Source organism: Labrenzia sp. CP4 (genome assembly GCF_001579905.1).
GTDB lineage: Bacteria > Pseudomonadota > Alphaproteobacteria > Rhizobiales > Stappiaceae > Roseibium > Roseibium algicola.
In genome coordinates this window covers 2,819,008-2,840,906 of the sequence record NZ_CP011927.1, presented here as the reverse complement: position 1 = coordinate 2,840,906, position 21,899 = coordinate 2,819,008, and the positions used below count along the sequence as shown (strand labels likewise).

At 56.8% G+C, this 21,899-nt stretch carries 22 protein-coding genes; 9 read left to right on the top strand and 13 right to left on the bottom strand.

Going from position 1 to position 21,899, the window contains the following annotated elements:
• Nucleotides 1-77: 77 nt before the first annotated feature.
• Both ACP90_RS13305 and ACP90_RS13300 read right to left on the bottom strand, forming a co-directional pair.
• Nucleotides 78-452: an AzlD domain-containing protein gene (locus ACP90_RS13305; protein WP_022998331.1), complete on the bottom strand. Its 375-nt coding sequence runs from the start codon at nucleotides 450-452 to the stop codon at nucleotides 78-80.
• The gene (locus tag ACP90_RS13300; RefSeq protein ID WP_062488614.1) at nucleotides 452-1,213 is read right to left on the bottom strand and encodes an AzlC family ABC transporter permease; all 762 of its coding nucleotides are present in this window, start codon (nucleotides 1,211-1,213) and stop codon (nucleotides 452-454) included. Before ACP90_RS13300 ends, ACP90_RS13305 begins: the two co-directional genes overlap by 1 nt.
• Before the next feature lie 227 nt (nucleotides 1,214-1,440).
• On the opposite strand from ACP90_RS13300, the gene ACP90_RS13295 reads away from it, so the two are divergent.
• The gene (locus ACP90_RS13295) at nucleotides 1,441-3,324 is read left to right on the top strand and encodes a WG repeat-containing protein (protein ID WP_062488613.1); all 1,884 of its coding nucleotides are present in this window, start codon (nucleotides 1,441-1,443) and stop codon (nucleotides 3,322-3,324) included.
• 13 nt (nucleotides 3,325-3,337) lie between these two features.
• On the opposite strand, the gene ACP90_RS13290 is transcribed toward ACP90_RS13295, so the two are convergent.
• The 4 genes from ACP90_RS13290 to ACP90_RS13270 form a co-directional block, all read right to left on the bottom strand.
• Nucleotides 3,338-4,042 carry an SDR family oxidoreductase gene (locus ACP90_RS13290; RefSeq protein ID WP_022998329.1) on the bottom strand — a complete coding sequence of 235 codons (705 nt, stop codon included), beginning with the start codon at nucleotides 4,040-4,042 and terminating at the stop codon, nucleotides 3,338-3,340.
• Nucleotides 4,043-4,285: 243 nt separating this feature from the next.
• Complete coding sequence (gene clpA, locus ACP90_RS13285) at nucleotides 4,286-6,733, bottom strand: ATP-dependent Clp protease ATP-binding subunit ClpA (protein WP_055654606.1); 2,448 nt, start codon at nucleotides 6,731-6,733, stop codon at nucleotides 4,286-4,288.
• A 12-nt stretch (nucleotides 6,734-6,745) separates the two neighbouring features.
• Nucleotides 6,746-7,078, bottom strand: coding sequence for an ATP-dependent Clp protease adapter ClpS (gene clpS / locus ACP90_RS13280; RefSeq protein WP_031268357.1), 333 nt, complete (start codon nucleotides 7,076-7,078; stop codon nucleotides 6,746-6,748).
• A 398-nt stretch (nucleotides 7,079-7,476) separates the two neighbouring features.
• Nucleotides 7,477-7,809 (bottom strand): phasin family protein, encoded by a 333-nt coding sequence (locus tag ACP90_RS13270; protein WP_031268356.1) that lies wholly within the window; start codon nucleotides 7,807-7,809, stop codon nucleotides 7,477-7,479.
• Nucleotides 7,810-8,416: 607 nt separating this feature from the next.
• Between ACP90_RS13270 and ACP90_RS13265 the strand changes: the two genes are divergently transcribed.
• Complete coding sequence (locus ACP90_RS13265) at nucleotides 8,417-10,102, top strand: SPOR domain-containing protein (protein ID WP_055654609.1); 1,686 nt, start codon at nucleotides 8,417-8,419, stop codon at nucleotides 10,100-10,102.
• Nucleotides 10,103-10,119: 17 nt separating this feature from the next.
• On the opposite strand, the gene ACP90_RS13260 is transcribed toward ACP90_RS13265, so the two are convergent.
• The 3 genes from ACP90_RS13260 to ACP90_RS13250 all read right to left on the bottom strand — a co-directional run bounded on the left by ACP90_RS13260 (nucleotide 10,120) and on the right by ACP90_RS13250 (nucleotide 12,409).
• The gene (locus ACP90_RS13260; RefSeq protein ID WP_062488611.1) at nucleotides 10,120-10,827 is read right to left on the bottom strand and encodes a DnaJ domain-containing protein; all 708 of its coding nucleotides are present in this window, start codon (nucleotides 10,825-10,827) and stop codon (nucleotides 10,120-10,122) included.
• A gap of 147 nt (nucleotides 10,828-10,974) precedes the next feature.
• Nucleotides 10,975-11,715, bottom strand: coding sequence for a VWA domain-containing protein (locus ACP90_RS13255; RefSeq protein ID WP_145915769.1), 741 nt, complete (start codon nucleotides 11,713-11,715; stop codon nucleotides 10,975-10,977).
• Nucleotides 11,716-11,818: 103 nt separating this feature from the next.
• Nucleotides 11,819-12,409, bottom strand: coding sequence for a DUF2306 domain-containing protein (locus ACP90_RS13250; RefSeq protein ID WP_208993524.1), 591 nt, complete (start codon nucleotides 12,407-12,409; stop codon nucleotides 11,819-11,821).
• Between the two features lie 131 nt (nucleotides 12,410-12,540).
• Between ACP90_RS13250 and ACP90_RS13245 the strand changes: the two genes are divergently transcribed.
• On the top strand, nucleotides 12,541-13,143 hold the full coding sequence (locus tag ACP90_RS13245) for a TetR/AcrR family transcriptional regulator (RefSeq protein WP_158514178.1): 603 nt from the start codon (nucleotides 12,541-12,543) through the stop codon (nucleotides 13,141-13,143).
• A 10-nt stretch (nucleotides 13,144-13,153) separates the two neighbouring features.
• Here the strand turns inward: ACP90_RS13245 and ACP90_RS13240 are convergent, their stop codons facing one another.
• Nucleotides 13,154-13,588 (bottom strand): DUF1489 family protein, encoded by a 435-nt coding sequence (locus ACP90_RS13240; protein WP_055654619.1) that lies wholly within the window; start codon nucleotides 13,586-13,588, stop codon nucleotides 13,154-13,156.
• A gap of 121 nt (nucleotides 13,589-13,709) precedes the next feature.
• Between ACP90_RS13240 and ACP90_RS13235 the strand changes: the two genes are divergently transcribed.
• The 3 genes from ACP90_RS13235 to ACP90_RS28000 all read left to right on the top strand — a co-directional run bounded on the left by ACP90_RS13235 (nucleotide 13,710) and on the right by ACP90_RS28000 (nucleotide 16,525).
• The gene (locus tag ACP90_RS13235; protein ID WP_208993523.1) at nucleotides 13,710-14,594 is read left to right on the top strand and encodes an SDR family oxidoreductase; all 885 of its coding nucleotides are present in this window, start codon (nucleotides 13,710-13,712) and stop codon (nucleotides 14,592-14,594) included.
• A gap of 113 nt (nucleotides 14,595-14,707) precedes the next feature.
• Nucleotides 14,708-15,250 (top strand): hypothetical protein, encoded by a 543-nt coding sequence (locus tag ACP90_RS13230; RefSeq protein ID WP_145915768.1) that lies wholly within the window; start codon nucleotides 14,708-14,710, stop codon nucleotides 15,248-15,250.
• A gap of 519 nt (nucleotides 15,251-15,769) precedes the next feature.
• Nucleotides 15,770-16,525 carry a DUF599 family protein gene (locus ACP90_RS28000; RefSeq protein WP_075282964.1) on the top strand — a complete coding sequence of 252 codons (756 nt, stop codon included), beginning with the start codon at nucleotides 15,770-15,772 and terminating at the stop codon, nucleotides 16,523-16,525.
• Here ACP90_RS28000 and ACP90_RS13215 read toward each other — a convergent pair.
• Nucleotides 16,411-17,658: an adenylate/guanylate cyclase domain-containing protein gene (locus tag ACP90_RS13215; protein ID WP_062488605.1), complete on the bottom strand. Its 1,248-nt coding sequence runs from the start codon at nucleotides 17,656-17,658 to the stop codon at nucleotides 16,411-16,413. The genes ACP90_RS28000 and ACP90_RS13215 overlap by 115 nt on opposite strands.
• Before the next feature lie 112 nt (nucleotides 17,659-17,770).
• Nucleotides 17,771-18,568 carry a YdcF family protein gene (locus tag ACP90_RS13210; RefSeq protein WP_062488604.1) on the bottom strand — a complete coding sequence of 266 codons (798 nt, stop codon included), beginning with the start codon at nucleotides 18,566-18,568 and terminating at the stop codon, nucleotides 17,771-17,773.
• A 310-nt stretch (nucleotides 18,569-18,878) separates the two neighbouring features.
• Between ACP90_RS13210 and ACP90_RS13205 the strand changes: the two genes are divergently transcribed.
• From ACP90_RS13205 to ACP90_RS13195, 3 genes are all read left to right on the top strand, one after another.
• Nucleotides 18,879-19,424, top strand: a complete 546-nt coding sequence (locus ACP90_RS13205; RefSeq protein ID WP_062488603.1) for a methanogen output domain 1-containing protein — start codon at nucleotides 18,879-18,881, stop codon at nucleotides 19,422-19,424.
• Between the two features lie 2 nt (nucleotides 19,425-19,426).
• A complete protein-coding gene (locus tag ACP90_RS13200) occupies nucleotides 19,427-20,422 on the top strand; it encodes a sensor domain-containing diguanylate cyclase (RefSeq protein WP_062488602.1) in 996 nt (331 codons plus the stop codon).
• A gap of 365 nt (nucleotides 20,423-20,787) precedes the next feature.
• The gene (locus tag ACP90_RS13195) at nucleotides 20,788-21,192 is read left to right on the top strand and encodes a Clp protease ClpP (RefSeq protein ID WP_062491596.1); all 405 of its coding nucleotides are present in this window, start codon (nucleotides 20,788-20,790) and stop codon (nucleotides 21,190-21,192) included.
• Between the two features lie 67 nt (nucleotides 21,193-21,259).
• On the opposite strand, the gene ACP90_RS13190 is transcribed toward ACP90_RS13195, so the two are convergent.
• Nucleotides 21,260-21,874 carry an ATP-dependent Clp protease proteolytic subunit gene (locus ACP90_RS13190; RefSeq protein ID WP_022998310.1) on the bottom strand — a complete coding sequence of 205 codons (615 nt, stop codon included), beginning with the start codon at nucleotides 21,872-21,874 and terminating at the stop codon, nucleotides 21,260-21,262.
• Between the last annotated feature and the right edge of the window lie 25 nt (nucleotides 21,875-21,899).

Here is a 21,899-nt window from a genome sequence, read left to right as displayed (position 1 = left end):
CCTTGACCGGGTGCAATCGCCGTACTCTTCAACCTAGCCTATCTGGCGGGCAAGTGAACACGGGAAATCGCTTGGTTTCAGGAAGCCATCGTGTCGAGGATCAGCCAACCGGAAACGAGAAAGACTTCTGCAGCAAGTACGCCAACAAACACACGTTGCCGGGCTGCAAAAAACGATGCGAAGCCGAAACCGGCGGCAGCCAGACGCAGCCAGAGCGGTGTTTCTGCCAGCACACCTTGCGGGAACAGGATCAGCTTGGAAATCACTCCGGCCACCAGCGCGGTTGCAACACAGCGCACCCAGATCAGCAGTTCGCCGTCTTCACGCAGCCGGCCACCGGCAAAGACACCCAGCCACCGCCAGACGTCAGTTGCAAACCAGCCGGCGATGATGATCATCACCAGTGGCCACCAGGTTTCGGATACCAATCCACCTGCCGTCGATCCCTCCATCACGACAGCCCCCTGCGCATGATCCTGGTTCCGAGGTAGGCAATCGTGCCGCCCACAAGGCCGGTCCAAAGCAGATCCAGTCCGGGCAGATAGGTGAAGAAGACCGGTCCGAGCAGCAGTCCTGCGACCATGGCCGCCCGGTCGGCATTGAGCCTTGCAGCCCCCCAGAGCGAGCACAGGAAATAGACAGGCGTCAGCAGGAACAAGGCACCTGCCACCATGCCCGGCATGCTTTCAACCAACAGGTAGGAGACACCGGTCATGCAGAAGACGAAGCTGGTCACCGCCGCGCCAAAACCAATGAAGAACGGCAGACGCCCTTCCCTCGGCATGTCCGGCAGGTGCTTCATCGCGAACACCCAGGCAGTCACCGCGACGAAATGAGACGCGATCAGCAATTGCCAGGTCTTTGTCTTGCCCGGCACCTTGACCAGCGGCATCAAGGCCATGGTCATCGGCATCAGGCGGACTGACGCAAGAGCGACGGCAATTCCGGCAGGAAGGATACCCATTCCGGAAGAAATCGCGCCGGTCAGAACCACGATGGAAGGCAGCGCCCAGACGAAACCGGTCATTGCCAGCGTCTCAAAGAGCGTCAGCCCTGTTTCACGGGCAAGCCCCGCATATCCGACAAACGCCGCGGTCAGAATAAACGCTGGAATAGACACCGCTGCCCTTGCTCCACGCGCCATCCAGACCCTGGCATGTTCCGGCGGGTTCTGGGATTCCTGTTCGATATCTGGCTGATCAGGAGCCGTCATCAAGCTGACTCATCTCTGGGCAGTTAGTAAGGTAGCCTTACCTTTTTGGAGATTTTCTGTCCAGAGTGCTTAATTGTGAACCGGTACGCCAGAGAGCCGAACCGGCTAGCCTACTCATCGTTAGTGCCAAAAAGACGCGACCGCCAGTCGACACAACCCATGACTGCATTTGCGCCACAATTGAAGACGATCAGGGTTAGATCATTTTTTGTTTCAGAGTGGCCTGAATGTTGCGCAAACTATTTTTCCTTCCGACATGCCTCTTCGTATTTCTGTTTTCCAACTCCCCGGGCATCGCTGACGTCTCGGACATTTCGTTCAGATGCGGCGGGCCGTTCGACCTCTGCGGCTATGTCGACAGAAAGTCGGGACAAACTCTGATCCCCTTCAAGTTTGAGGATGCACTACCTTTTAGCGAAGGACTGGCCGCAGTTAAGAGAGAAGGCAAATGGGGATATGTCGACAGCCTCGGCTCTATGGTTATCGAACCGCGCTTCGACCTTGCAGGCACTTTTTCATCCGGCCATGCGGAAGTCGTTATCGATAATCACGCAGGCGTCATTGACCGAAACGGAAAAGTCGTCGTCGAGACACAGTTCGCCCGAGCAATTCCGTTTACTGAAGACGTTGTTCTTGTGGCAGAAGGACAACGTCGCCTCGAAGACAGGTTCAGACTTGCCCCTTTAGACGAACTCAGCAGCATCTTCATCAAAAAACGATTGGGTCTGTATCGGATCGATCAGGGTTGGATTTCAAAGAAGCGATACAAAGTTGCCTATTTTGACGAGCTGAGCCGTGGCCTGATTTGGGCGTCTGAAGCTAAGGGTAAAGAGCCGCTCTTCGGCCTTCTGAGAGCTGATGGCTCGTGGCAAGTTACACCGCGGTACACAAGCGCGTATTGGCTCATTGACGACTTTGCAACGGTGCAAGGCATTCCTGATGAGGTCGAGCCAAAGTCACCTCAGACTGTGAAGAGAATGTCAGGTGCCGTTGATAGAAACGGCAAACTCGTCATTCCACTCAAGTTTGAAGGTCTCAGTTACTGGATGGGTGGGTATGGGCTTGCGCGCAAATATGACAACCTTTCACAACTGGGTTTGGTAACCCGACGCGGCGAGCTATTGACCGGCCGTTATTATGAAAATGTTGACCGACCAACCGATGGCCGCTGGCCGCGAGTTCTGGAAAATGGGCTTTGGCGCAGCGTTACGCCTGAAGGAGATCTGGTGCCTGATCAACGCAACGGTCACGTGCACATTTCTTGCCCCAAAGGACTTCAGGTAATCGAACTGAACGGGCTCTTCGCGATCCGCCATCTCAAGCTTGACACCTTGGTGAAGACGAAAGTTAGCGCTATAAACAAGCGGTTTTCTGACGACTTCTGCTTGTCGCCCTATTTGGTCTCAATCGGCGACAACCAGTATAAGTTTGTTACGCAAGACGGTCGAACACTGCCGTCCAAAGGCTGGTATGACAACGTTCTCTACGTCAACGAAGGATTGTCTGCGGTATTCTCCGCTGGAAAATGGGGTGTAATTGACGACGATGGACAATTTTTAGTTCCCCCGCTTTACGACAAGCTCCAAATACACAGACACAACAAAACTTGGTTCGTCGTTCGGTCTCAGACAGGTCCCCAAAAAGACCCGGTTGTCTTAAAGGTCGAGCAGAATGGAAGAGAATTCTGGATCGACACCCAAAACAAAGAAGTCGTAAAGCCCAGAGACCCAACCAAAGAAGAGAGCGAAGCAATCCTGGCCTGTGGCGGTATGCTGAAGCGCTTCGAAGAAAATGGGCTCTGGGGTATGATAGGCCCAAGCGGCAGAGTGATTATCGACCCGGATTATCGAGCGTTGACGTGTTTCAGGCGGGGCGTTGCTTGGGGAGCACTCAAACAGAAAAAACTCTGGTGCCCAATCGGTTCCGATGGTCGGCAGAAGGTTGCCCTTTCTTGCAGGAAATCTGTCGACGTTGTGGGGCGTACTGAAACTCGCCCTGAGGAACTGTCCCAAGATCCGCACGAAAACAGCGTTCTCTGGCTACGTGCATTGTTGGACTACGCTCAGGGAAAACGGCCAGAGCCGCCGGGCGTTCTAGGAATGACCTTCTAACACTCGAATTACCTCACACCGACCGCGTCAGCCCACCATCGATACGTATGTTCTGACCTGTGATATAGGCCGCCTCGTCGCTGGCCAGATAGGCGATCAGGCTTGAGATTTCGTCCGAGCGGCCGTAGCGGCCCATGGGGATTCGCGCCAGGCGATCTTCCTTCTCCGGCAGGCTGTCTATGAAACCGGGCAGGATATTGTTCATGCGCACGTTCTCGGCAGCGAACTTGTCGGCAAACAGCTTGGTGAAGCTGGCCAGCCCTGCCCGAAACACACCGGAAGTCGGAAACATCGGATCCGGCTCGAAGGTGGCGAATGTGGAGATATTGATCACCGTTCCACCACCTTGTGCAGCCATGATCGGGGCGACAAGGCGTGCCGGGCGAATGACATTCATCAGGTAGTAATCCATGCCGAGGTGCCAGTCCTCGTCGGAGATTTCCAGAATATCGCCTTTCGGGCCATGTCCGGACGAATTGACGAGAACATCGATCCGGCCAAGAGCGTCCACCGTCTTGCTGACAAAAGAGGTCAGGTCGTCTGCAACAAGATTGGATCCGGTGAACCCGACCCCGCCCAATTCCTCCGCGAGCGCTTCCCCCTTGCCGGAGGACGACAGAATTGCGACCCGGAACCCATCTGCAGCCAACCGTCTTGCTGCATCGGCTCCCATGCCGGAGCCGCCAGCGGTGATCATCGCAACCTTGTTATCGCTCATGTCCGTTCTCCCGAAAGTGTCTGCTTCATAGCTAGGCAAGCAGCCGGGCGGCGGCAAATGATTTTCCTGAATGGTTTCAATTCCAAACATGAATGAGAACAAGTCCAGTACGCCTGTTGGAGAACAAGCCCCGGAGTGTGTACCAACCCGGCCCGCTTCGCGCATTGCGCGTCGTCTGTGCAGGCGAAAAACAAAAAGGCCCCGAATCTCTTCGGGGCCTTTCCGATCTGATTGTGCAGGGCCTCAGTCGGCCAGCGGCACCTTGGGCACAAGGCTTTTCTTGGCCGGACCGCTCTTGCCTGCAGGCGGCTTCGTATCCTTGGCGGCCGCTGCCTTGGCAGCAGGCTTGCGCCGGCGCTTCGGCTTTGCCTTGGTTTCGGTCTTGGCCTTGGCTTTTGGCGGTGTCGCACGCTCCTCGATGCTTTCCAGAAGCAGACCCTTGCCGTCCTCGGACACGGTGACCTTGACCATTCCGCCTTTCTTCAACTTGCCGAAAAGCACCTCGTCGGCCAGAGGCCGCTTGATGTGCTCCTGGATGATCCGCCCAAGCGGGCGAGCCCCCATCTGGCTGTCATAGCCCTTGTCGGCAAGCCACTTGACGGCATCTTCCGTCAGTTCGAAGGTCACGCCGCGGTCAGCCAGCTGGACTTCCAGCTGCATGACGAACTTCTCGACCACCTTGTAGACGACCTCCATCGGCAGATTGCCGAACGGAATGATCGCATCGAGACGGTTGCGGAACTCCGGCGTGAACAGCTTGTTGATCGCTTCCGCGTCGTCGCCTTCCCGCTTCATGCGGTTGAAGCCAACCGGCATCTTGGCCATGTCCGCGGCACCGGCGTTGGTGGTCATGATCAGGATGACATTGCGGAAATCGACCTGCTTGCCGTTATGGTCGGTCAGCTTGCCATGGTCCATCACCTGCAACAGGATATTGAACAGGTCCGGATGGGCCTTTTCGATCTCGTCCAGCAGCAGCACGCAGTGCGGATGCTGGTCGACACCGTCGGTCAAGAGGCCACCCTGGTCGAAGCCGACATATCCCGGAGGTGCACCGATCAGGCGCGACACGGTGTGCCGCTCCATGTATTCGGACATGTCGAACCGGATCAGTTCAACACCCAGAGAAGATGCCAGCTGCCGAGCGACTTCCGTCTTGCCGACCCCTGTCGGGCCGGAGAACAGATAGCTGCCGATCGGCTTGTCAGGCTCACGCAGACCGGCACGCGCCAGCTTGATGGCAGACGCCAACGTCCCGATAGCTTCATCCTGTCCGTAGACAACCCGCTTCAGATCCTTGCCGAGGTTCTCCAGAATCTCCGCATCATCCTTGGAAACGGACTTCGGCGGGATCCTGGCCATGGTGGCAATCGTGTTCTCGATTTCCTTCACGCCAATGGTCTTGCGGCGGCGGGCTTCGGGAACAAGCATCTGCGAGGCACCGGTTTCATCCAGCACGTCGATCGCCTTGTCCGGCAGCTTGCGGTCGGAAATATATTTGGCCGACAGCTCCACTGCCACCTTGATGGCATCGTTGGTGTAACGAACCTTGTGGAAGTCCTCGAAGTAAGGCTTCAGGCCCTTCAGGATATCGATCGCGTCCGGGATCGACGGCTCGTTGACGTCGATCTTCTGGAAACGGCGAACCAGCGCCCGGTCCTTCTCGAAGAACTGGCGGTATTCCTTGTAGGTGGTCGAACCGATGCAGCGGATCGCTCCGGAAGCAAGCGCAGGTTTCAGGAGGTTGGACGCATCCATCGCCCCGCCAGAGGTTGCACCTGCGCCGATCACCGTATGGATTTCGTCGATGAACATCACCGCACCCGGGTAGTCCTCGATCTCCTTGACCACCTGCTTCAGCCGCTCCTCGAAATCGCCGCGATAGCGGGTACCCGCCAGCAGCGAGCCCATATCGAGCGAGAAGATGGTGGCATCCTTCAGGACATCCGGCACATCGCCATTGACGATGCGGTGCGCCAGCCCTTCCGCAATGGCGGTCTTGCCGACACCCGGGTCGCCGACGAAGAGCGGATTGTTCTTCGACCTGCGGCACAGGATCTGGATCGTGCGCGAAATTTCGCTGTCGCGCCCGATCAGCGGATCAATCTTGCCGTTGGTGGCCTTGGTGTTGAGATTGACACAGTAAGCTTCAAGAGCGTCCGTCTTCTGACTGGACTTCTTCTCGGTTTCAGCTCCGGGCATCACATCTTCTTCATCCGCCCCTTCGACTGGACGGGCCTCGGACATGCCGGGACGCTTGGCAATGCCGTGCGAGATATAATTGACCGCGTCGTAACGGGTCATGTCCTGATCCTGCAGGAAGTAGGCCGCATGGCTTTCGCGCTCGGCAAAGATCGCAACAAGCACGTTGGCACCGGTCACCTCTTCCCGGCCGGACGACTGGACGTGGATAACCGCCCGCTGAATCACGCGCTGGAAGCCCGCGGTAGGCTTGGAGTCCTCGTCACTGTCCGTGACAAGGTTGTCCAGCTCGGTTTCGATATATTCAACCAGATTGCGGCGGATCGTTTCCAGATCCACGTTGCAAGCCCGCATGACCGCAGCCGCGTCCTGGTCGTCCAGCAACGCCAGCAGAAGATGCTCCAGCGTTGCATACTCCTGCTGTCGCTCGTTGGCGAAGGCCAGAGCCTGGTGAAGTGCTTTTTCAAGACTGCGTGAGAAGGAAGGCACGTGCGTTTGTCCTCACTTTTTTTCCATGACGCATTGCAACGGATGCTGATGCTTGCGCGCGAAATCCATCACCTGGGTGACTTTCGTCTCCGCGACCTCGTAGGAATAAATCCCGCATTCCCCGACGCCGTGATGGTGAACATGCAGCATAATGCGGGTCGCCTCTTCGCGGTTTTTTTGGAAGAAGTTCTCCACAACGTGAATGACGAACTCCATCGGAGTGTAGTCATCGTTCAACAGCAGCACTCGATAGAGATTTGGCCGCTTGGTTACTGTTTTGGTACGGGTGACTGTAACCGTTCCGGCGTCGCCACCGTCATTGTCATAATCAGAGCCCGCCGACATTGCCGTTTCTTTTGCCTCTATCACTCCGGCCATCACCAAATTTCGAATCCTGAACACACTGCCCTGCGCAGCTGGTCCAGAGCTTTCCGCAGCACGGACTGCGCCGCGAATACGCATTCTCAGTGGTAATCCTGCCGCGCAAGCCGCGCTCGCGCAATGGTCGATTTCATCAACATAAAGGTCAACAGCGCATTTGTAGTCCCTGCGCTGCCGGTCAAGAGGAATGTAGGTTGCCCGTTAATGATTAAAAGGTGGCAAGAGAACGCATTTCGAAATCCGGCTGCAAATGGCAGGATGAACCTCGGCAAGCCTGTAAATCTGTGCATATACGAAAAAACCCGGCTCGTCGGAGCCGGGTTTGAAACTTCAAGCCGTCCTGCGACGGCTAAAAGGAAAACTTATTTCGCAAGCTTGCCCATCACACCTTCGTAAGGCTTGTAGGCGTCCTTGGACATGTCAGTGACCATTTCACCAATCTTTGTCATCTCGCCAACAAAACCTTCGTAAGCGGTTTTGACGTAGTCGGCCTGCGCTTCAAATGCCTTGTCGAGGGACTTGGAGGAAACGAGCTTCTCAACAGCTGCGGAACCTTCCTCGAAGGACTTTTTCTGATAGTCGGCCATTTCAGCGGCGATGGCCTGGAAACCCTTGCTGACGGAGCCGAAAGACGCCATGGCCATATCCATGTTGTCTTTGCTCATCTTCTGCATTTCATCAAAGTTGTTCATCATTTTTCTGCCCTTTTCCGGCGAACCGGTTTCCAATCCCAAGCATCGGCCTTATGGGGCGGCCCGGCGCGCGTATCGCGTTACCTAACGGGATTTTGTCGTAATGCACTGCACAATAAGTGTCAAGGCGATTTTGCATTGCAAAAACAACCATTACGCGAAATTGACAATCCTTCCATGGCGTAAGCTGTCAGACTTCCCTCTGAAAACAGATACCCCTGATCGAGACCGGCACCAGCAACCGGAAGCAGGAAACAACAGAGCCTCAGCAAGATTTCAGTCAGATTCTTGAATTTGACCAACTTCGGAACAACAGACACCGAAAATAAACGAACGCTTAACCAATAAAACAAATGGGAATAAGATTTAGATCTAAACAATTCTTAGCAAGTACGTAAAATACAACCTTAACCAACAATTAACTCTAACAAAAAACTATTTTTTAAAGTGCTTTTTCGATCATTCATTTACTCATTCGTAACCGTGATTCCATCAAATGACATGGAGAACGACGGGGCCGCGGCTTTGAATCGCAGGGGGTTAAGATCCGAACCGTGCCGCTCCAGATACGAACCACGTGACCCAGAATGGGATAGTAATTGTGTTTGGGATGCGTATTTTTCGCAAAGGACGGGCTCTCGCCCGCACCGCTAAGATCTTGACCCTCGGCCTGGTGCTCCTGGGGGTCCCGGCAACGGCGATGGCCAACCCGAAATATGCGGGGATCGTCGTTGATGCAAAAACCGGCAAGACACTTTACTCCTCCTCGGCTGACGCCTACCGGTACCCGGCATCGCTCACCAAGATTATGACGCTTTATCTTGTGTTCGAGGAACTGGAAGCCGGGCGACTATCGCTGGACTCCAACCTGAGCGTTTCCAGCTACGCTTCAGCACGTCCGCCCTCCAAGCTGGGCCTCAAGCCCGGCGGCACGATCAAAGTCAAGGACGCCATCCTCGCACTTGTTACCAAGTCTGCGAACGACGTCGCATCCGTGATCGCTGAAAACCTGGGTGGCTCTGAAAAGAAATTCGCCGAGCGCATGACCCGTACGGCGCGCCAGATCGGCATGTCGAAAACCACTTTCCGCAACCCGCACGGCCTGCCCGACAGCGGGCAGCGTACGACTGCCCGCGACATGGCGACGCTTGGGCGCGCAATTCAGGAACGGTTCCCGCAGTACTACGGCTACTTCAAAACCCGTGCCTACAAGTACAACGGACGCACCTATGGCAACCACAACAAGCTGCTGGGCCGCGTAAAGGGTGTAGACGGCATCAAGACCGGTTACATCCGGGCTTCCGGCTTCAACCTGGTGACTTCTGTGAACCGGGACGGGCGGCAGATTGTGGCCGTCGTGATGGGTGGCAAGACCGGCGCGTCACGCAACGCGCAGATGACAAAGCTCATCAACTCCTATCTGCCCAAGGCAAGCCGCGGCCCGAAAACGGCCCCGCTGATCGTTCAGAACACGTCTGAACCGACTTTCGTGGCAATTGCGCTGAAGAACCCGCCTCTTCCGAACAGCAAGCCGGGAAGCGAGCCCGTGCCTGCAACGGGTGAGCCGATGGTGCTGGCATTCACCGCACCGTCCAACCCTGGCGCCATTCCGACACCGGCTCCGGCCCCCCTTCCCGTGACTGCGTCCAATGCGCCAGTCATGGCTTCGGCCCAGGCCCCTGCTCCGGTTCCAGGCTTTGGCAACGACGTTCCGCTGCCGCCGAAACTGGTCAAGCAACGCTTTGACAGCACGTTTGCGGTCGCAACAGCTTTGCCGCCGATCCCGCCTTCAAGCCCGGATGAGCCGCTGAACACCAATTCGATTTCCCGGACTGCCCTGATCGAAGCTGCAAGAGCAGAAGTCGTGAAGTCGGACAACAGCCAGCGCGCTGTCGGCTCCGCGCAGTCGGTCAAGACCGTCTCCGTTCAGACGATCGCGGTCAACACGACGCCGGTTGAAACAGTTGCAGCGCCTGAAACCGCAGCTGCCGACAACAGCAGCGACGACGACAGCGTTACGGTTGCAACCAGCGACACCCGCGATGTCGAGCCGGGCTGGCAGGTCCAGATCGCCGCAACAGAATCCGAAGGCCAGGCAATCACGATGCTGAAGAACGCCAAGGCCAAGACCGGATCCGCCCTTCGTGGCCGGGTCCCTTACACCGAACCCGTCGACACCAACGGACAGACCCTCTACCGGGCCCGCTTCGTCGGCTTCGACACCAAAACAGCTGCGTGGAATGCCTGCAAAAGCTTGAAAAAGGCAAAATACGCTTGCTTCGCCATCTACCAGTAACCGCGTAACGGATGCCGTCAATGTCTTCTGAGAAGCGTGTCTTTAGCCTCGTTGATTTTCGCCGCGAGGAAACCGGAGCCTCCCTGGTCGGGATGGACCCGCATCATAAGCCTGCGGTGCGCGGCTCTAATTTCCGCGTCCCCGGCATCGGGCGTAAGCCCCAGGATCTGGTAGGCCTCCTCATCTGTCATGGGGCCAGAGCTCGCCGCTCTTCCCTGCCGCTCTGCTCCATTCGCCTGGAAGTGTTCACGCCAACCGGCAAGCCTGCGGTCGAGATAAGCTTCGACTAGCTTCTGGCTCTGACCGTCCTGGGCCGTTTCCTGCCAAAAGGCTTCCAGGTCCGTTTCGGTCAACTGATCCAGCTCGCGCCCCTGATAGGTGCCTGCCAGCACGATCCCGGTCATGTGACCGGAATCGTGATCGAGTTCCATCTCCACCATAGCGGTCCGCACGCGGGAACGTTGTCCGGAGGTTTTCTGAGGTTTGTAGCCTGACGAGAGCCAGTTCAGCCCGGACATCCCCAGCACCGACAAGCCAAGCCCGAACAACGGGATGGCAAACACGAACCGGCCCGTCAGCGCAAAGACCAGCGCCAACACCATCAGAAACGCTCCTCCGAAGAGGCGCAGTCCTCTGGCCAGATTTGCGGGATTGGCGTTCACGAACTTGTTGCCGAGCGTCAACAGGGCGGTCAGCAGTATCAAGCCGATAATCAAATAAATCATGTGGCGGTTGGTTCCCCGTTCGCCGGCCCGGGACCATCACATTGGGATGCCCCGGCCCTACTCCAGTCACGTGTCGAAAGTTGCCGAGTATGTAAACCTCCGGCACCGGCTACAGCAAGGAAGTGCAAGCCCGGCGCTTTCCGGGCTCTAGCGGGCCGATGGTAGCTGCTGCAGCAGAAGCGTTGCGCCCTTGCCGCCTTGCTTTTCCAGCTGCTGGAGTGCCGTCCGGCCTCCGCTGGCGAAAACGGCAACCGCTTTCAAAAGATCGGCCAGTTGCTGGGCAGACCCGGAATCAAACCGGCAAAAGGCGCCGTTGGTCAGTCTGGCCATCTCGCGAAACGCGCGCTCAGCGACGCCGTCACGCCCCTCCTGAAACAGGAACATCGGCACACCAAGCATGCCCAGCTGACCAGCCTTGTCACACAAGGCGTCCACGTCCTCCTCCATGCAATCGCCGACATAGACCAGCGCCGCAATTTTCTCGGTATCGGCAGCGGACAAGGCAGCCGAGAGTACCTTTCGGATCTGGGTACGCCCACCCTGACAGGAAATCCGGCTCATGGCCTGGGCAAGCTCAGTGCCGCTGGAAAACCAGCGGGACGCCCGGCATTCACCGAAACCGCGAAAATAGACAAGCTTGATGCTGAGGCCTGAAATCTTGCCGGCTTCCTGAAACATCTCCGCCTGGATCTGACAGGCCTGGTCCCAGGTCGGTTGACGGCTCATGGTAGCGTCCAGGGCAAACACCAACCGCCCGCCGCTGCCCGGTTGCGGTGAAATTTCCTTGGCCTTCTGAAGAAAGGCAGCGACATCGGATTCGGCTGAAGGCACGCGGGCGTCCTGCTTGACCATAGGGTCTACCGTGCCTTTGCCGGTCTTGACGTTCACGGCCGCCTCCTTCTGCCAATTGGTGACACTCAACTTGGGTCGGGGCAGCCGTTTTGGCAAGTCTCAAGCCGTCGGATGCGACATAGCGCAGCCGATCATGTTCTTATGCTGTCGCTGAAATCAGGCGTGTCTTTCCGGGCCGAGCCATCTGCAGGTATGCCTCCATGACGAGGACGTTAGGCACCCAGCACAGCCAGGCGATAAGTGGATAGGCGACATCAAAATCGACCCCTGCCGCCATACTGCTCCCCAGATAGACCCGCAATGTTACGGCAGCAAATGTAAGAGCTGCCGAACGCAGCATCCAGGCTCGGTGACGCGGGAATTGCCGCCTCAACGCGAAGGCGAACGCGATGCCGGTCGTCGCCAGCCACAAGACTGCGAGAATCGCAAAGCCTGTTGCAGCGAAGGAGCCTGCAGTCGTGTGAAAGGCCAGCTGAAGTCCCGCAATCCCCGAGATCAGGATCGACACGACGTACCCTCGCCCCAGCCAGCGATGCAGTTTCGGCCTGCTGGCTCGCAGCCTTGTCATGAATTGAAACGGCATCAACGCAAGTGCGATCGGTGCAACACCGATATGGGCGTAAAGCATCAGCGCATTTCCGTCGAGGTTATGCGCCACGAATTCCATTGAAGCAGATACCCCCAGCGCCAAAAACCTCAATGAGGCCACGGCGACCAGAGCGGCGCTCACGGCTGCCGTCCAAAAAGCGACGTTTGCTGTAAACCTAGAAACCATCGACATACCGATCCTCCAACCTAACTTGACAGTGTCAAGATAGAGCGAAACTTGACACTGTCAAGCGAATGGCCGATGAAGACCTCATGACAGTTACTCCTCCTCGTCGCAAAAGAGACGGCAGTCTTCGAAAAGCCCTGGTTGATGCAGGTGTGGCGCTTTTGCGAGAACGTGGTCCGGACAAGCTCTCGTTGCGTGAATGCGCTGCCAAGGCGGGTGTGTCACACGCTGCGCCCGGTTATCACTTCAAGAACATCACAGGTTTGTCGACGGCGATTGCAGGGCGCGGCTTCGCCCTGTTTTGCCAGGCGATGGAACAACGCCTCGATGCGTCTCCTCCTGCAGCAACAGAAAGACTGAGCGCGATCTGTCAGGGGTACCTGGATTTTGCCACCGGCCAACCGGAGCTGTTCCTGTTCATTTTTTCGGGACAGAAGTTCAATGAGGATGACGAGGAATTCGCGGTGCACGCCTCAAGGGCCTACGCCATCCTGCGCGAAACATGCGCACCGCTGATCCCTGAAGGGACCGATCCGGAAGAAATCGAGATACTCGTGTGGTCGCTGGTGCATGGCTATGCCCAGCTTGCCATGACACGAAAGAAGGAGAACCCGGGCCTAGGGCGCGGCTGGCCGGAACTCGGCACACTGGTCACGCATCTTCAGAAAGCCCTGCCGGATCCAGGCTGATATCAGCGGATCAAAGCAGGCAGAGTTCCGTAAGATCCCGCCGCATGTCCTCCGGCATGGCGTGTGCCGCGCCACCAGCCTTCAGGTCCGCCGGCGCGTCCTGCGCCTTCAGATATCGCCAGCCTTGAAACGGCCGCTTGGGCTGGTACTGCGTCAGGATCAGTCTCGGCTCCATCACCAGATCGCAGCGTTTGACGCCCGCCTGATCCGTAAACGGCCTGATGTCGATCAGGTGCTGACGCACCTGGATCTTGCCCTTGATCACCCAATAGAGAGACCCACCGTCCAGAAGCTCGTCCTTGCGGGTTGGCACCATGCGCGTCGTATGGATCGTTTCCGCCGGAAGTCCCGATTTGCGGGCGTTCTCCATACGAAAATCGATCCAGGCCTGAAGAGATTCGACGCTGTCCGCGCCGACGCACAGTTTTACCAGATGCAAGGTCATGCTTCTGACGTATCAGGCTTCCCGCCAAGGTCAAGATTGTGGCGAGAAACGGCGGTGGATTGTCCAATTTCACAGGCAGCTTCAGCTTGCGCCGATGGCAAGAACGGGGTTCTCTTTGCCCATGGAAGTATTTGTAACGGGTGGAACCGGCGAGATCGGTTCTGCCGTGGTAAAGCGGCTGGTTCAGGATGGTGCCAGGGTAATCGGTCTGGCCTGCTCTGACGCGTCCTCGGCAAAGCTGCGTGCGTCCGGTGCAAGCGCCTACCCGGGCGACCTGCGAGCACCGGAAAGCTGGGTATCACGGGCGGCCTCATGCGATGCCGTCATCCATCTTGGTGCAACTTTTTCCGAAGACATGGGCCGTGTTGACCGCCAGAGCATGCTTGCGCTGAAGCAGGCATCAAGGCACCGCAAGCAGCCGCTCAAGATTATTTACACCGGAGGCATCTGGCTCTTTCCCGCAACGGCAGGCGACAGCCTGTTGACCGAGAAAACCCAGTTCGCGCCCCTACCCGCGTTTCGCTTCATGACCGAGACGATCAGGACCCTGTCACACGGAACAGATCTCAATCTGACGGTCATTCATCCGGCCCTCGCCTGCGGCCAGACGACCGGTCCGATTGCCGAGATGACGGCCGCGCTGAAAGAAGGCAGGCCGTTTGAAACCCGCGCGACGTCGCAAACCAAATGGGCGCTTGTTGAAATCAACGACCTTGCCGCGCTTTACGCTCTTGCCCTCAAGAACGCACGGTTCCGGATGTCCCTGATCGCGAGCTGCATTCCCGGCATCTCAGTCGGTCATCTGGCATCTCACATTTCAGCCCGCCACGGACTGCCGCTGGAAATCGTGACAGTTCCGGCCCCTGAGGCAACCGAACCACTTACCGACTGGGCCGCCGGTTTTGCCTTGTCGCAGTCCGTCGACATCAGCCATGCCCAAAGGGCAACTGGCTGGCAACCGGAACATTCGACAATAGAGGACCTCGTGGTGTCCTTGTCAAAATAGACGATAACCTTGAGTTTTGAGCAGCTTAGCGCCCCGATTCCGGTATTGGACAAAGACTTTCTAAAGTTTTGAAGGTGTATGATCCGGACAAAAGCTCAATACAGGGTCCGGGCGTGTTACGTACACTCACATCGTTGCTGGTCTTTCTCGTTTCCGTTTTGCCACTTCAGGCGGAAAGCATCCCCGTTGGCATATTCAAGGTGGTAAACACAGAAGGGTTCGTTCAAAGCAACGGGGAGCGCATCGCGCTGGCAACCGACATGAACGAAGGCACGGCCCTAATCGAAAGGGATGCCACCAACCGTCTTGATGTCGAGATCAACGGCGCCAAACTCACCCTGTTTCCGCTGGAACAAGGCCTGGCCGCGCTGACCTGGGACGCCAATGGAACGTCCCTGCTTCATGGCATCGACATTCAGGCATTGTTCGGGAAAGACAATCCGGAAGATGTTCCGGCCTGGGGCGCGGAACTGGACTGGCCAGGATCCGGCACCGTTCAACTTGTACTGCTGCCTCTGGGTGAAAGAGCCTATACCGCATTCCTCATCAGCCATCCCGGCAACAGGACAGTGGTGCGGCAAATGGAATTCAGGCAGTCCTACGGGCCATCGGACAGACCCGAGATTTCGTTCTCAACCAGTTCTGCCGGAAACTGACACGCCCGAAGTTCGAGCGACGCCTTCTCAGCTCGGAGAATACCGAGCTCGCATAAAATGTCCGCTAAAACGACAAAAGGCGCAGCCTCACGCTGCGCCTTTGTTTTCCTTGCGTCCCGCTGGCTTATTTGGCGGCGGCGACGGCTTGTTGTGCACTTTCAACATCGTTGAACAGAAGTACCATCGTCAATGCGAGGCCCACTGCAGCGACAGTCCAGAGAGTGACGCTCCAACAAGATTTCTGCACGTTTTCGTCCATAAAAACCCTACATATTGTTGTGCGGCGCCGGGTCCCACCGACCTCAAATATGGCGCCATTGAGGCGAGGAGGTAAACGATCCATTACCATTTCGCAAGCGCAAAAAAAGAGCAGCTGATCCCGCATTTTTGCATTCCTCGTTTCGCATCAGAAAATTCAGCCACTTAGTCCTCTCGGTGCTGCCTGTTAGGGACCAGGAAAAAGTCTGGTAAGACAGACCATGGCCGGATTCGGCCACCGGAGAATCAAAAGGGATCAGGATGCACGCGCTCTCGAATATGGACCTGGCAGCAGCCGCCTGGTTTCTGTTTGCCTGGCTCGGTTTCAATTTGCTGATCGATGTCAGTCCGCTGCGTAAAAAGACATTGTCCAGCGCTATGGAAACCTACAGACGCGGCTGGATGCGTGCCATGAGCCTGCGGGAAGTCCGCATCATGGACACGTCTATCATGTCCGGTCTGCAACAAGGCACTGCGTTCTTCGCGTCAACGTCCCTACTGGCGATCGGCGGCGGCTTTGCGCTGCTGGATGCAACGGAACGCATCGTTCAGGTCGCCGGTGACCTGTCCATCCCGGTGGCCGACAGCCGCGCGCTCTGGGAAATCAAGGTGCTCGCCCTGATGCTGATCTTTGCCTATGGATTTTTCAAATTCGGCTGGGCATACCGGCTCTTCAATTATGCCAGCATCGTCATGGGCGCAGTCCCGCAACAAGGTCAGGCACCTGACGAAGTGATCGCGAAAATGGCTGCGCAGGCGGGGGAGCTGGGCGTTCTCGCAGGCCGCCATTTCAATCGCGGCCAGCGAGCGCTGTTCTTTTCGATCGGCTTCCTTGGGTGGTTCGCCGGGCCTTATGTATTTGCCGCAACCACCCTCGCCGTTCTCCTGGTCCTGCTACGTCGTCAGTTCGTTTCCAAGGCCAGAGCCGCCGTGCTCTTGGGGCAATATCCGAACTTGGGATCCGCGGACAAATCCGGCGAATACACCGATACGGGTTCATCAAACCCCTTCACCTGATAGCGGCCAAAAAGGCCCGACCGGCACCCCATGATATCGGCCAGGGCATCCGAGACCAGAAGCTGGCGCTGCAGATCCTTTGCAAGCTCTGCAATACGGGCCGCAAGATTGACCACTGGGCCGACGACCGTGAAGTCCAGCCGCGTTTCACTGCCGACATTGCCGTAGAAGACATCGCCCGCGTGAAGGGCAATTCCAACGCTCAGGTCAGGTGTGACCGAACAGGTTCGGGCCGTGTTGATCGCCTCGATCCGCGTCAGCGTTTCACGTGCTGCCATCAGCGCACGCACCGAGGCGTCCCTGGCTTCCTCTTCGGTTTCATACGGAAAGATCGCCATCACTTCATCGCCAATGAACTTCAGCACCTCGCCACCGTGGGCTTCGACAGCTGCTGTCATCGCTCCGAAATACTTGTTCAGAAACAATACGATCTTGTCCGCCGGAAGTGTGTTGGAAAGACGCGTGAACCCACGGATGTCGGCGAAGCTGACAACCGCCTTGATCCACTCGCCTTCTCCACGCCGCGTGGTGCCGTCCAGAACCTTCGATCCTGCCCGCGGGCCGACATAGGTGTCCAGAACGGTTTCTGCGGTGCGACGCAGTGTTTTTAATTCACACACGAGGGCAAGCGGCTGGATCAGCGATTCAAAAACGCCGATATGCGACCCTGAAAACCCGCCAGGTGTCTTGGTGGCGAAACTCGCAACCTTCACCGAGCCGTCGGAGAACCGCATGGGCAAAGCGATATAGTCGGTATAGCCTTCCTGGCGCAGCTCTGCGGTAATCGGAAATTCGTCGGCGACAGCCGGCTTCTTGCCGATTTCCACTCGAACGGCCTTCTGCGTTTCATGCACGCGCTTGATCGGACTTTTCTGGTACTCGTCCTGCGATTTGTTCTCCGCAGTGTGAAGACGCAATTCCGGTGCCTGGCCGTTGACCCAGATCGAGCTTTCCGCGCGCACGTTCGGATGCACCACCCAGATCCCTGTGGTGACACGATCGACCGGAACTTTTCCGGCGCGCAGACGTTTCGCCATCTCAGTGACGATTTCCAGCGTCCCCTTCAATTGGGGCGCATCGCTGTAGAGCCATTGTACGACGTCTGCCGCAACGATCGGCGCTTCGAGGACCATCAGCCCACGTCCTTTCAAATCCCTGATTGAGCCCAGTATATGGGAACACGCTCCGCACAGTAAAAGAGGTTCGATTTCAAAAGTCGCTGACAGTCGAAAGGGTTTTGCAAATTCATGGACCAGGGAAGAATTCCGTGCTCCTGCCAAGCATCCAGTAGACAGCCAGACCAACCCATTCCCGGTAGGCGATATCAAAGCGCCGCAGGCCTTTTGAAGCACCGTCGAAGCCGAGCGACTTGTCCTGCGGTCCACGCGTACGATAGTCGACCGGATATGCCGTCACCCCGGTCCAACCGGCCTTTTCAAACACTCCCATGGCGCGCGGCATGTGATAGGCCGAAGTGACAAGAAGCCACTGCTGTCCGGGCTGTGGTTGCACAATATCCTTTGCGTAGACTGCGTTTTGCCAGGTGTTCTGGGACTTGTCTTCCAGAATGACGCGATCGGCAGAGATGCCGAAATCTCGAAACAGTCGCGCAGCCCCTTCGGCTTCTGTTGCCTGGTCCGACACGATCATGCCCTGCCCACCGGTGTGGATGATCTTCGCCTCCGGCAGCGCTTTGGCCAGCCGCGCAGTGATGGTGATGCGCTCGGCGGACATTGTCAGGGCGGTGTCGCCCCGCACGCCGGTCACCACCGTGTCCACGGCACCACCCAGAACGATGATCCCGTCATAATTCTCCAAAGTGCCGGGACGCTGAAAACGGTCCTCGAGGGGCACAATCAACCAGTTGGCTGCCGGTGAGAAAGCGCAAACCACCAATCCAAGAAAACCGGCAAAAGTCAGAAACCGTCCACTGCGCCGCCACTTTGACGTAAGGCTGAGCACCAATCCCAAAGCCATCAGAACAACGAGAAAATTGGATGGCAGGATCAGAAATCCGCCGATCTTGGATAGGTAAACATACATCTGAAAAATCCGAATCGTTGCGGGCCCGATGCGTGACAAAGATACGGTGAAACCGACAATATTGAGACTTGAAGCTGAAGTGAGCACACATCCTGACAGCTTTGAGCCAAAATGGTTTTCACGGTCTTGGTCCGGATTTTCCAGTCGTTCTCCCGATCGACAATTTCGACAATATTCGAGAAACAGACGTCCGCCCACGCATTGTCACAAATCTCCAGGTTGCATCATTATTGTCTCTTTATTTCAACGATTTAATTGATTCGAAAGAAAATTCACCCAACGTTAGATTGCAACCCTAGGAGGATCGATCATGAGCCTGCCGATTGAAGTGGACCAGCAGCAGCCGGAAATCACCAAGGCTCAGATCCCTCTGGAGACAACCGACTTCTTCAATCAGATCATTCGAGAGCTTAGCGGAGCACTGCAGGAAATTGTCGGAGTGAACGAGGCGGAGGGGTTCATCGCACTGGTAGCCAACCGCATCGGTGAAAAGATCAATTCCGATTACAAGTCTGCCCTGCATCTTGAACAGATCCCTAGGCCTTTGCTCGCAGACGTCCTGGCTGACCTGAAACGACGGATCGGCGGCCAGTTCAGTGTCGAATATGAAGACGACAAGGTCTTGATCCTCAAGAACGCCCGCTGCCCGTTCGGAGATCGCGTCAAGGACCGCCCGTCCCTCTGCATGATGACGACAAACGTCTTCGGAAGAATTGCTGCAGATTGCCATGGCTACGCCAGGGTCCAGATCGACAGGTCAATTGCCCGCGGTGATACTGACTGTCGTGTTGTCGTCCATCTGGCTCCGACCGTAGAGAACGACGTCAACGGCAAAGAATTCTACAGGGTTCGATAGCCGTGCCCAGGTCCACTGCCATCATATCGGCCCTTGTGCAGACCATGCCCCAGCCTATTCTGCTGCTGGACGATTATGGCCGTGTGGTTCTCGCAAATAAGGCAGCCAAATCTCTTGCCGGAATTGGCGTGGGTGAACAACTTTCGGACAAGGTCAGGGATACAGCGCAGGTGGATGACTACCTGTCGATGTGCAGGTCTTCAACCACTCCCGTTCCGGTGCGCCTGAAACTTCTGTCCGGATATGAAAGCGTTGCCTTTGGCCACAGATTGTCTGTGCCGGGCACCGGAATTGATGGAGCCGTTCTTGTCCGCTTCGACGAGAACATGAACCTTTCCAGCAAGTTTGCCGCGCTCAACGCCGATATTTCGTCGCTCAACAACAAGATCTTGCATTTCGGCCAGGAGCGGACCGAACTTGAAAACCTGGCACTCACGGATCCGCTTACCGGTATCGCCAACCGCCGCGGGTTCGACCAGGAACTGGACAAGGAATACAACCGATCTGCTCGCTATGACCACGACTTCTGCATCTCCCTGATCGACCTGGACCATTTCAAGTCGATCAACGATGCCCATGGCCACCAGCTTGGAGATGAAATCCTCGTTCATTTTGCGCAAAGGTGTCTGGAACATCTTCGCCAGACGGATGTCGTTTGCCGTGTGGGTGGTGAAGAATTCGCGCTGATCCTGCCGGAAACAAATCTGGAGCAAGCAACGATTGTCGTCAGCCGCATGCTTGATCTGTTGAACGCGACACCAATGTTCGCGCGCGGCAAGAGATACGCCTATACCGCAAGCGCGGGCCTGGCGGAAAAAAGGTCAGAAGACACCCCTTCCTCGCTTTATGAACGGGCTGACAGAAATCTTTATTTGGCAAAGGAAACCGGCAGAGCCCGCCTCATCGCCGGGGAGGCCGTCCCCACGGCAGCGGCCATCGAGACCGGAAAATCCGGCGAATGCCGGAAGTCAGGGCGCATCGATTCGCAGCATTTCTGAAATTGATCCGAACTTTGGTTATTGCTGACAGGCTTCGATTTGGTCAGGCTTTTCGCCGATCCGACCACCGCGCGCATTCCTTAGTTGCCTCACTATTTTTAACAATGTGGACGCCGATGCCTCCGCGGGGCCTGACTGACCGCTGATTACGGGTCCTGTAACGCGCCTGTCACATTTTACCGACATCTTCCTGCTCAAACCGTTGAAAACGGCGACTTTGGGGCTGTTTTCACCGCACCAATTCGCCATTAGCGGGCACTGGTGATTTTGACAAAGGGTTTATCCGTGATCGGAGTCACAGGGCTGGCACGCTTTCTGAGTCATCTTGGCGACATCGAAATGAAGGATCAATGAGGGTTAGCCAGATGACACTCTATATGAAACTAGGCGGTCGCACGGCGATCATGCGGGCAATGCCTCGCCTCAAAGCGAGACTGGAACAGGACCCGTGTTTCGACGTGACCAGCTTTCTGCCGGAATTCGAACACTCGGACGATCTGACCGAGTTCCTGATCTTCCTTGCCGGTGGAGCGCCATTTTACGACGGCAAGCCCGTCTGTGAACTGCTGGCGCCGATCTGCACCTGCAACAACATCTACGAACGCTTCGTGGATCACCTTGTCGCAGTCATCTTCGACGGCGCCCCTGCCCCCGGAGACGAAGAGCACCTGCGTGAGCTCATGTCCCGACTTCGGCCGCATGTGCTCAACCCCAAGCCGGTTGCACCGGTAATGGTCTATTCCGTCGAACCCGAACCGATCTGCCTCTGATCGGTTCGGATAGAAAAAACGCCGGCATTTGCCGGCGTTTCTACGTTTGCAGTCAGGTCAGTCGGGATCAACCCAGTTCGTCCACGCTCGTGACGATCTTGCCGACCAGACCGTAGTCGATACCCTCTTCCGGGCTCATCCAGTAGTCGCGATCGGTGTCTTTTTCGATCCGTTCGATCGGCTGGCCTGTCGCCGCCGCGAAGATCTTGTTCAGTCGATCGCGCATCTTGATGATTTCCTTGGCCTGGATCTCGATATCCGTAGCCATGCCGCCGGCACCACCGGACGGTTGATGAAGCAGGAAGCGAGTGTTCGGCGTGCAGAAACGCTTGTCCTTGGGAACCGACACGTAGATCAGCGCACCGGCGCTGGCCACCCAGCCCATGCCGAGGATACGGACCTCGGGTGCAATGAACTTGATGGTGTCGTGAATCATGTCACCGGATTCGACATGACCGCCCGGAGACGAAACAATGACCGTGATCGGGTCGTTGGAAACCTGCGCCAGCGCCAGAAGCCGGGCGCACACGTCGCGGGCCATGTCCTGTGTCACCGGACCGGTGATCAGAACTGTGCGCGCTTCGAACAGATGCTTGTCGACCTGGATCGACGGCTGGCTCTTGGGCTTATCCTCGTCTTCATCGTCGAGGCGTGCAGGCACCGTGGTCGAATAGTTTTTCATGCGCAGGATTAAGCTCCCTTTGCTG

Coding starts and splice junctions, on each gene's coding strand:
- ACP90_RS13305 (WP_022998331.1), bottom strand. CDS start 452: ATGGAGGGATCGACGGCAGGTGGATTGGTATCCGAAACCTGGTGGCCA.
- ACP90_RS13300 (WP_062488614.1), bottom strand. CDS start 1,213: ATGACGGCTCCTGATCAGCCAGATATCGAACAGGAATCCCAGAACCCG.
- ACP90_RS13295 (WP_062488613.1), top strand. CDS start 1,441: ATGTTGCGCAAACTATTTTTCCTTCCGACATGCCTCTTCGTATTTCTG.
- ACP90_RS13290 (WP_022998329.1), bottom strand. CDS start 4,042: ATGAGCGATAACAAGGTTGCGATGATCACCGCTGGCGGCTCCGGCATG.
- clpS (WP_031268357.1), bottom strand. CDS start 7,078: ATGTCGGCGGGCTCTGATTATGACAATGACGGTGGCGACGCCGGAACG.
- ACP90_RS13270 (WP_031268356.1), bottom strand. CDS start 7,809: ATGATGAACAACTTTGATGAAATGCAGAAGATGAGCAAAGACAACATG.
- ACP90_RS13265 (WP_055654609.1), top strand. CDS start 8,417: ATGCGTATTTTTCGCAAAGGACGGGCTCTCGCCCGCACCGCTAAGATC.
- ACP90_RS13260 (WP_062488611.1), bottom strand. CDS start 10,827: ATGATTTATTTGATTATCGGCTTGATACTGCTGACCGCCCTGTTGACG.
- ACP90_RS13245 (WP_158514178.1), top strand. CDS start 12,541: ATGACAGTTACTCCTCCTCGTCGCAAAAGAGACGGCAGTCTTCGAAAA.
- ACP90_RS13240 (WP_055654619.1), bottom strand. CDS start 13,588: ATGACCTTGCATCTGGTAAAACTGTGCGTCGGCGCGGACAGCGTCGAA.
- ACP90_RS13235 (WP_208993523.1), top strand. CDS start 13,710: ATGGAAGTATTTGTAACGGGTGGAACCGGCGAGATCGGTTCTGCCGTG.
- ACP90_RS28000 (WP_075282964.1), top strand. CDS start 15,770: ATGCACGCGCTCTCGAATATGGACCTGGCAGCAGCCGCCTGGTTTCTG.
- ACP90_RS13215 (WP_062488605.1), bottom strand. CDS start 17,658: ATGGTCCTCGAAGCGCCGATCGTTGCGGCAGACGTCGTACAATGGCTC.
- ACP90_RS13210 (WP_062488604.1), bottom strand. CDS start 18,568: ATGTATGTTTACCTATCCAAGATCGGCGGATTTCTGATCCTGCCATCC.
- ACP90_RS13205 (WP_062488603.1), top strand. CDS start 18,879: ATGAGCCTGCCGATTGAAGTGGACCAGCAGCAGCCGGAAATCACCAAG.
- ACP90_RS13195 (WP_062491596.1), top strand. CDS start 20,788: ATGACACTCTATATGAAACTAGGCGGTCGCACGGCGATCATGCGGGCA.
- ACP90_RS13190 (WP_022998310.1), bottom strand. CDS start 21,874: ATGAAAAACTATTCGACCACGGTGCCTGCACGCCTCGACGATGAAGAC.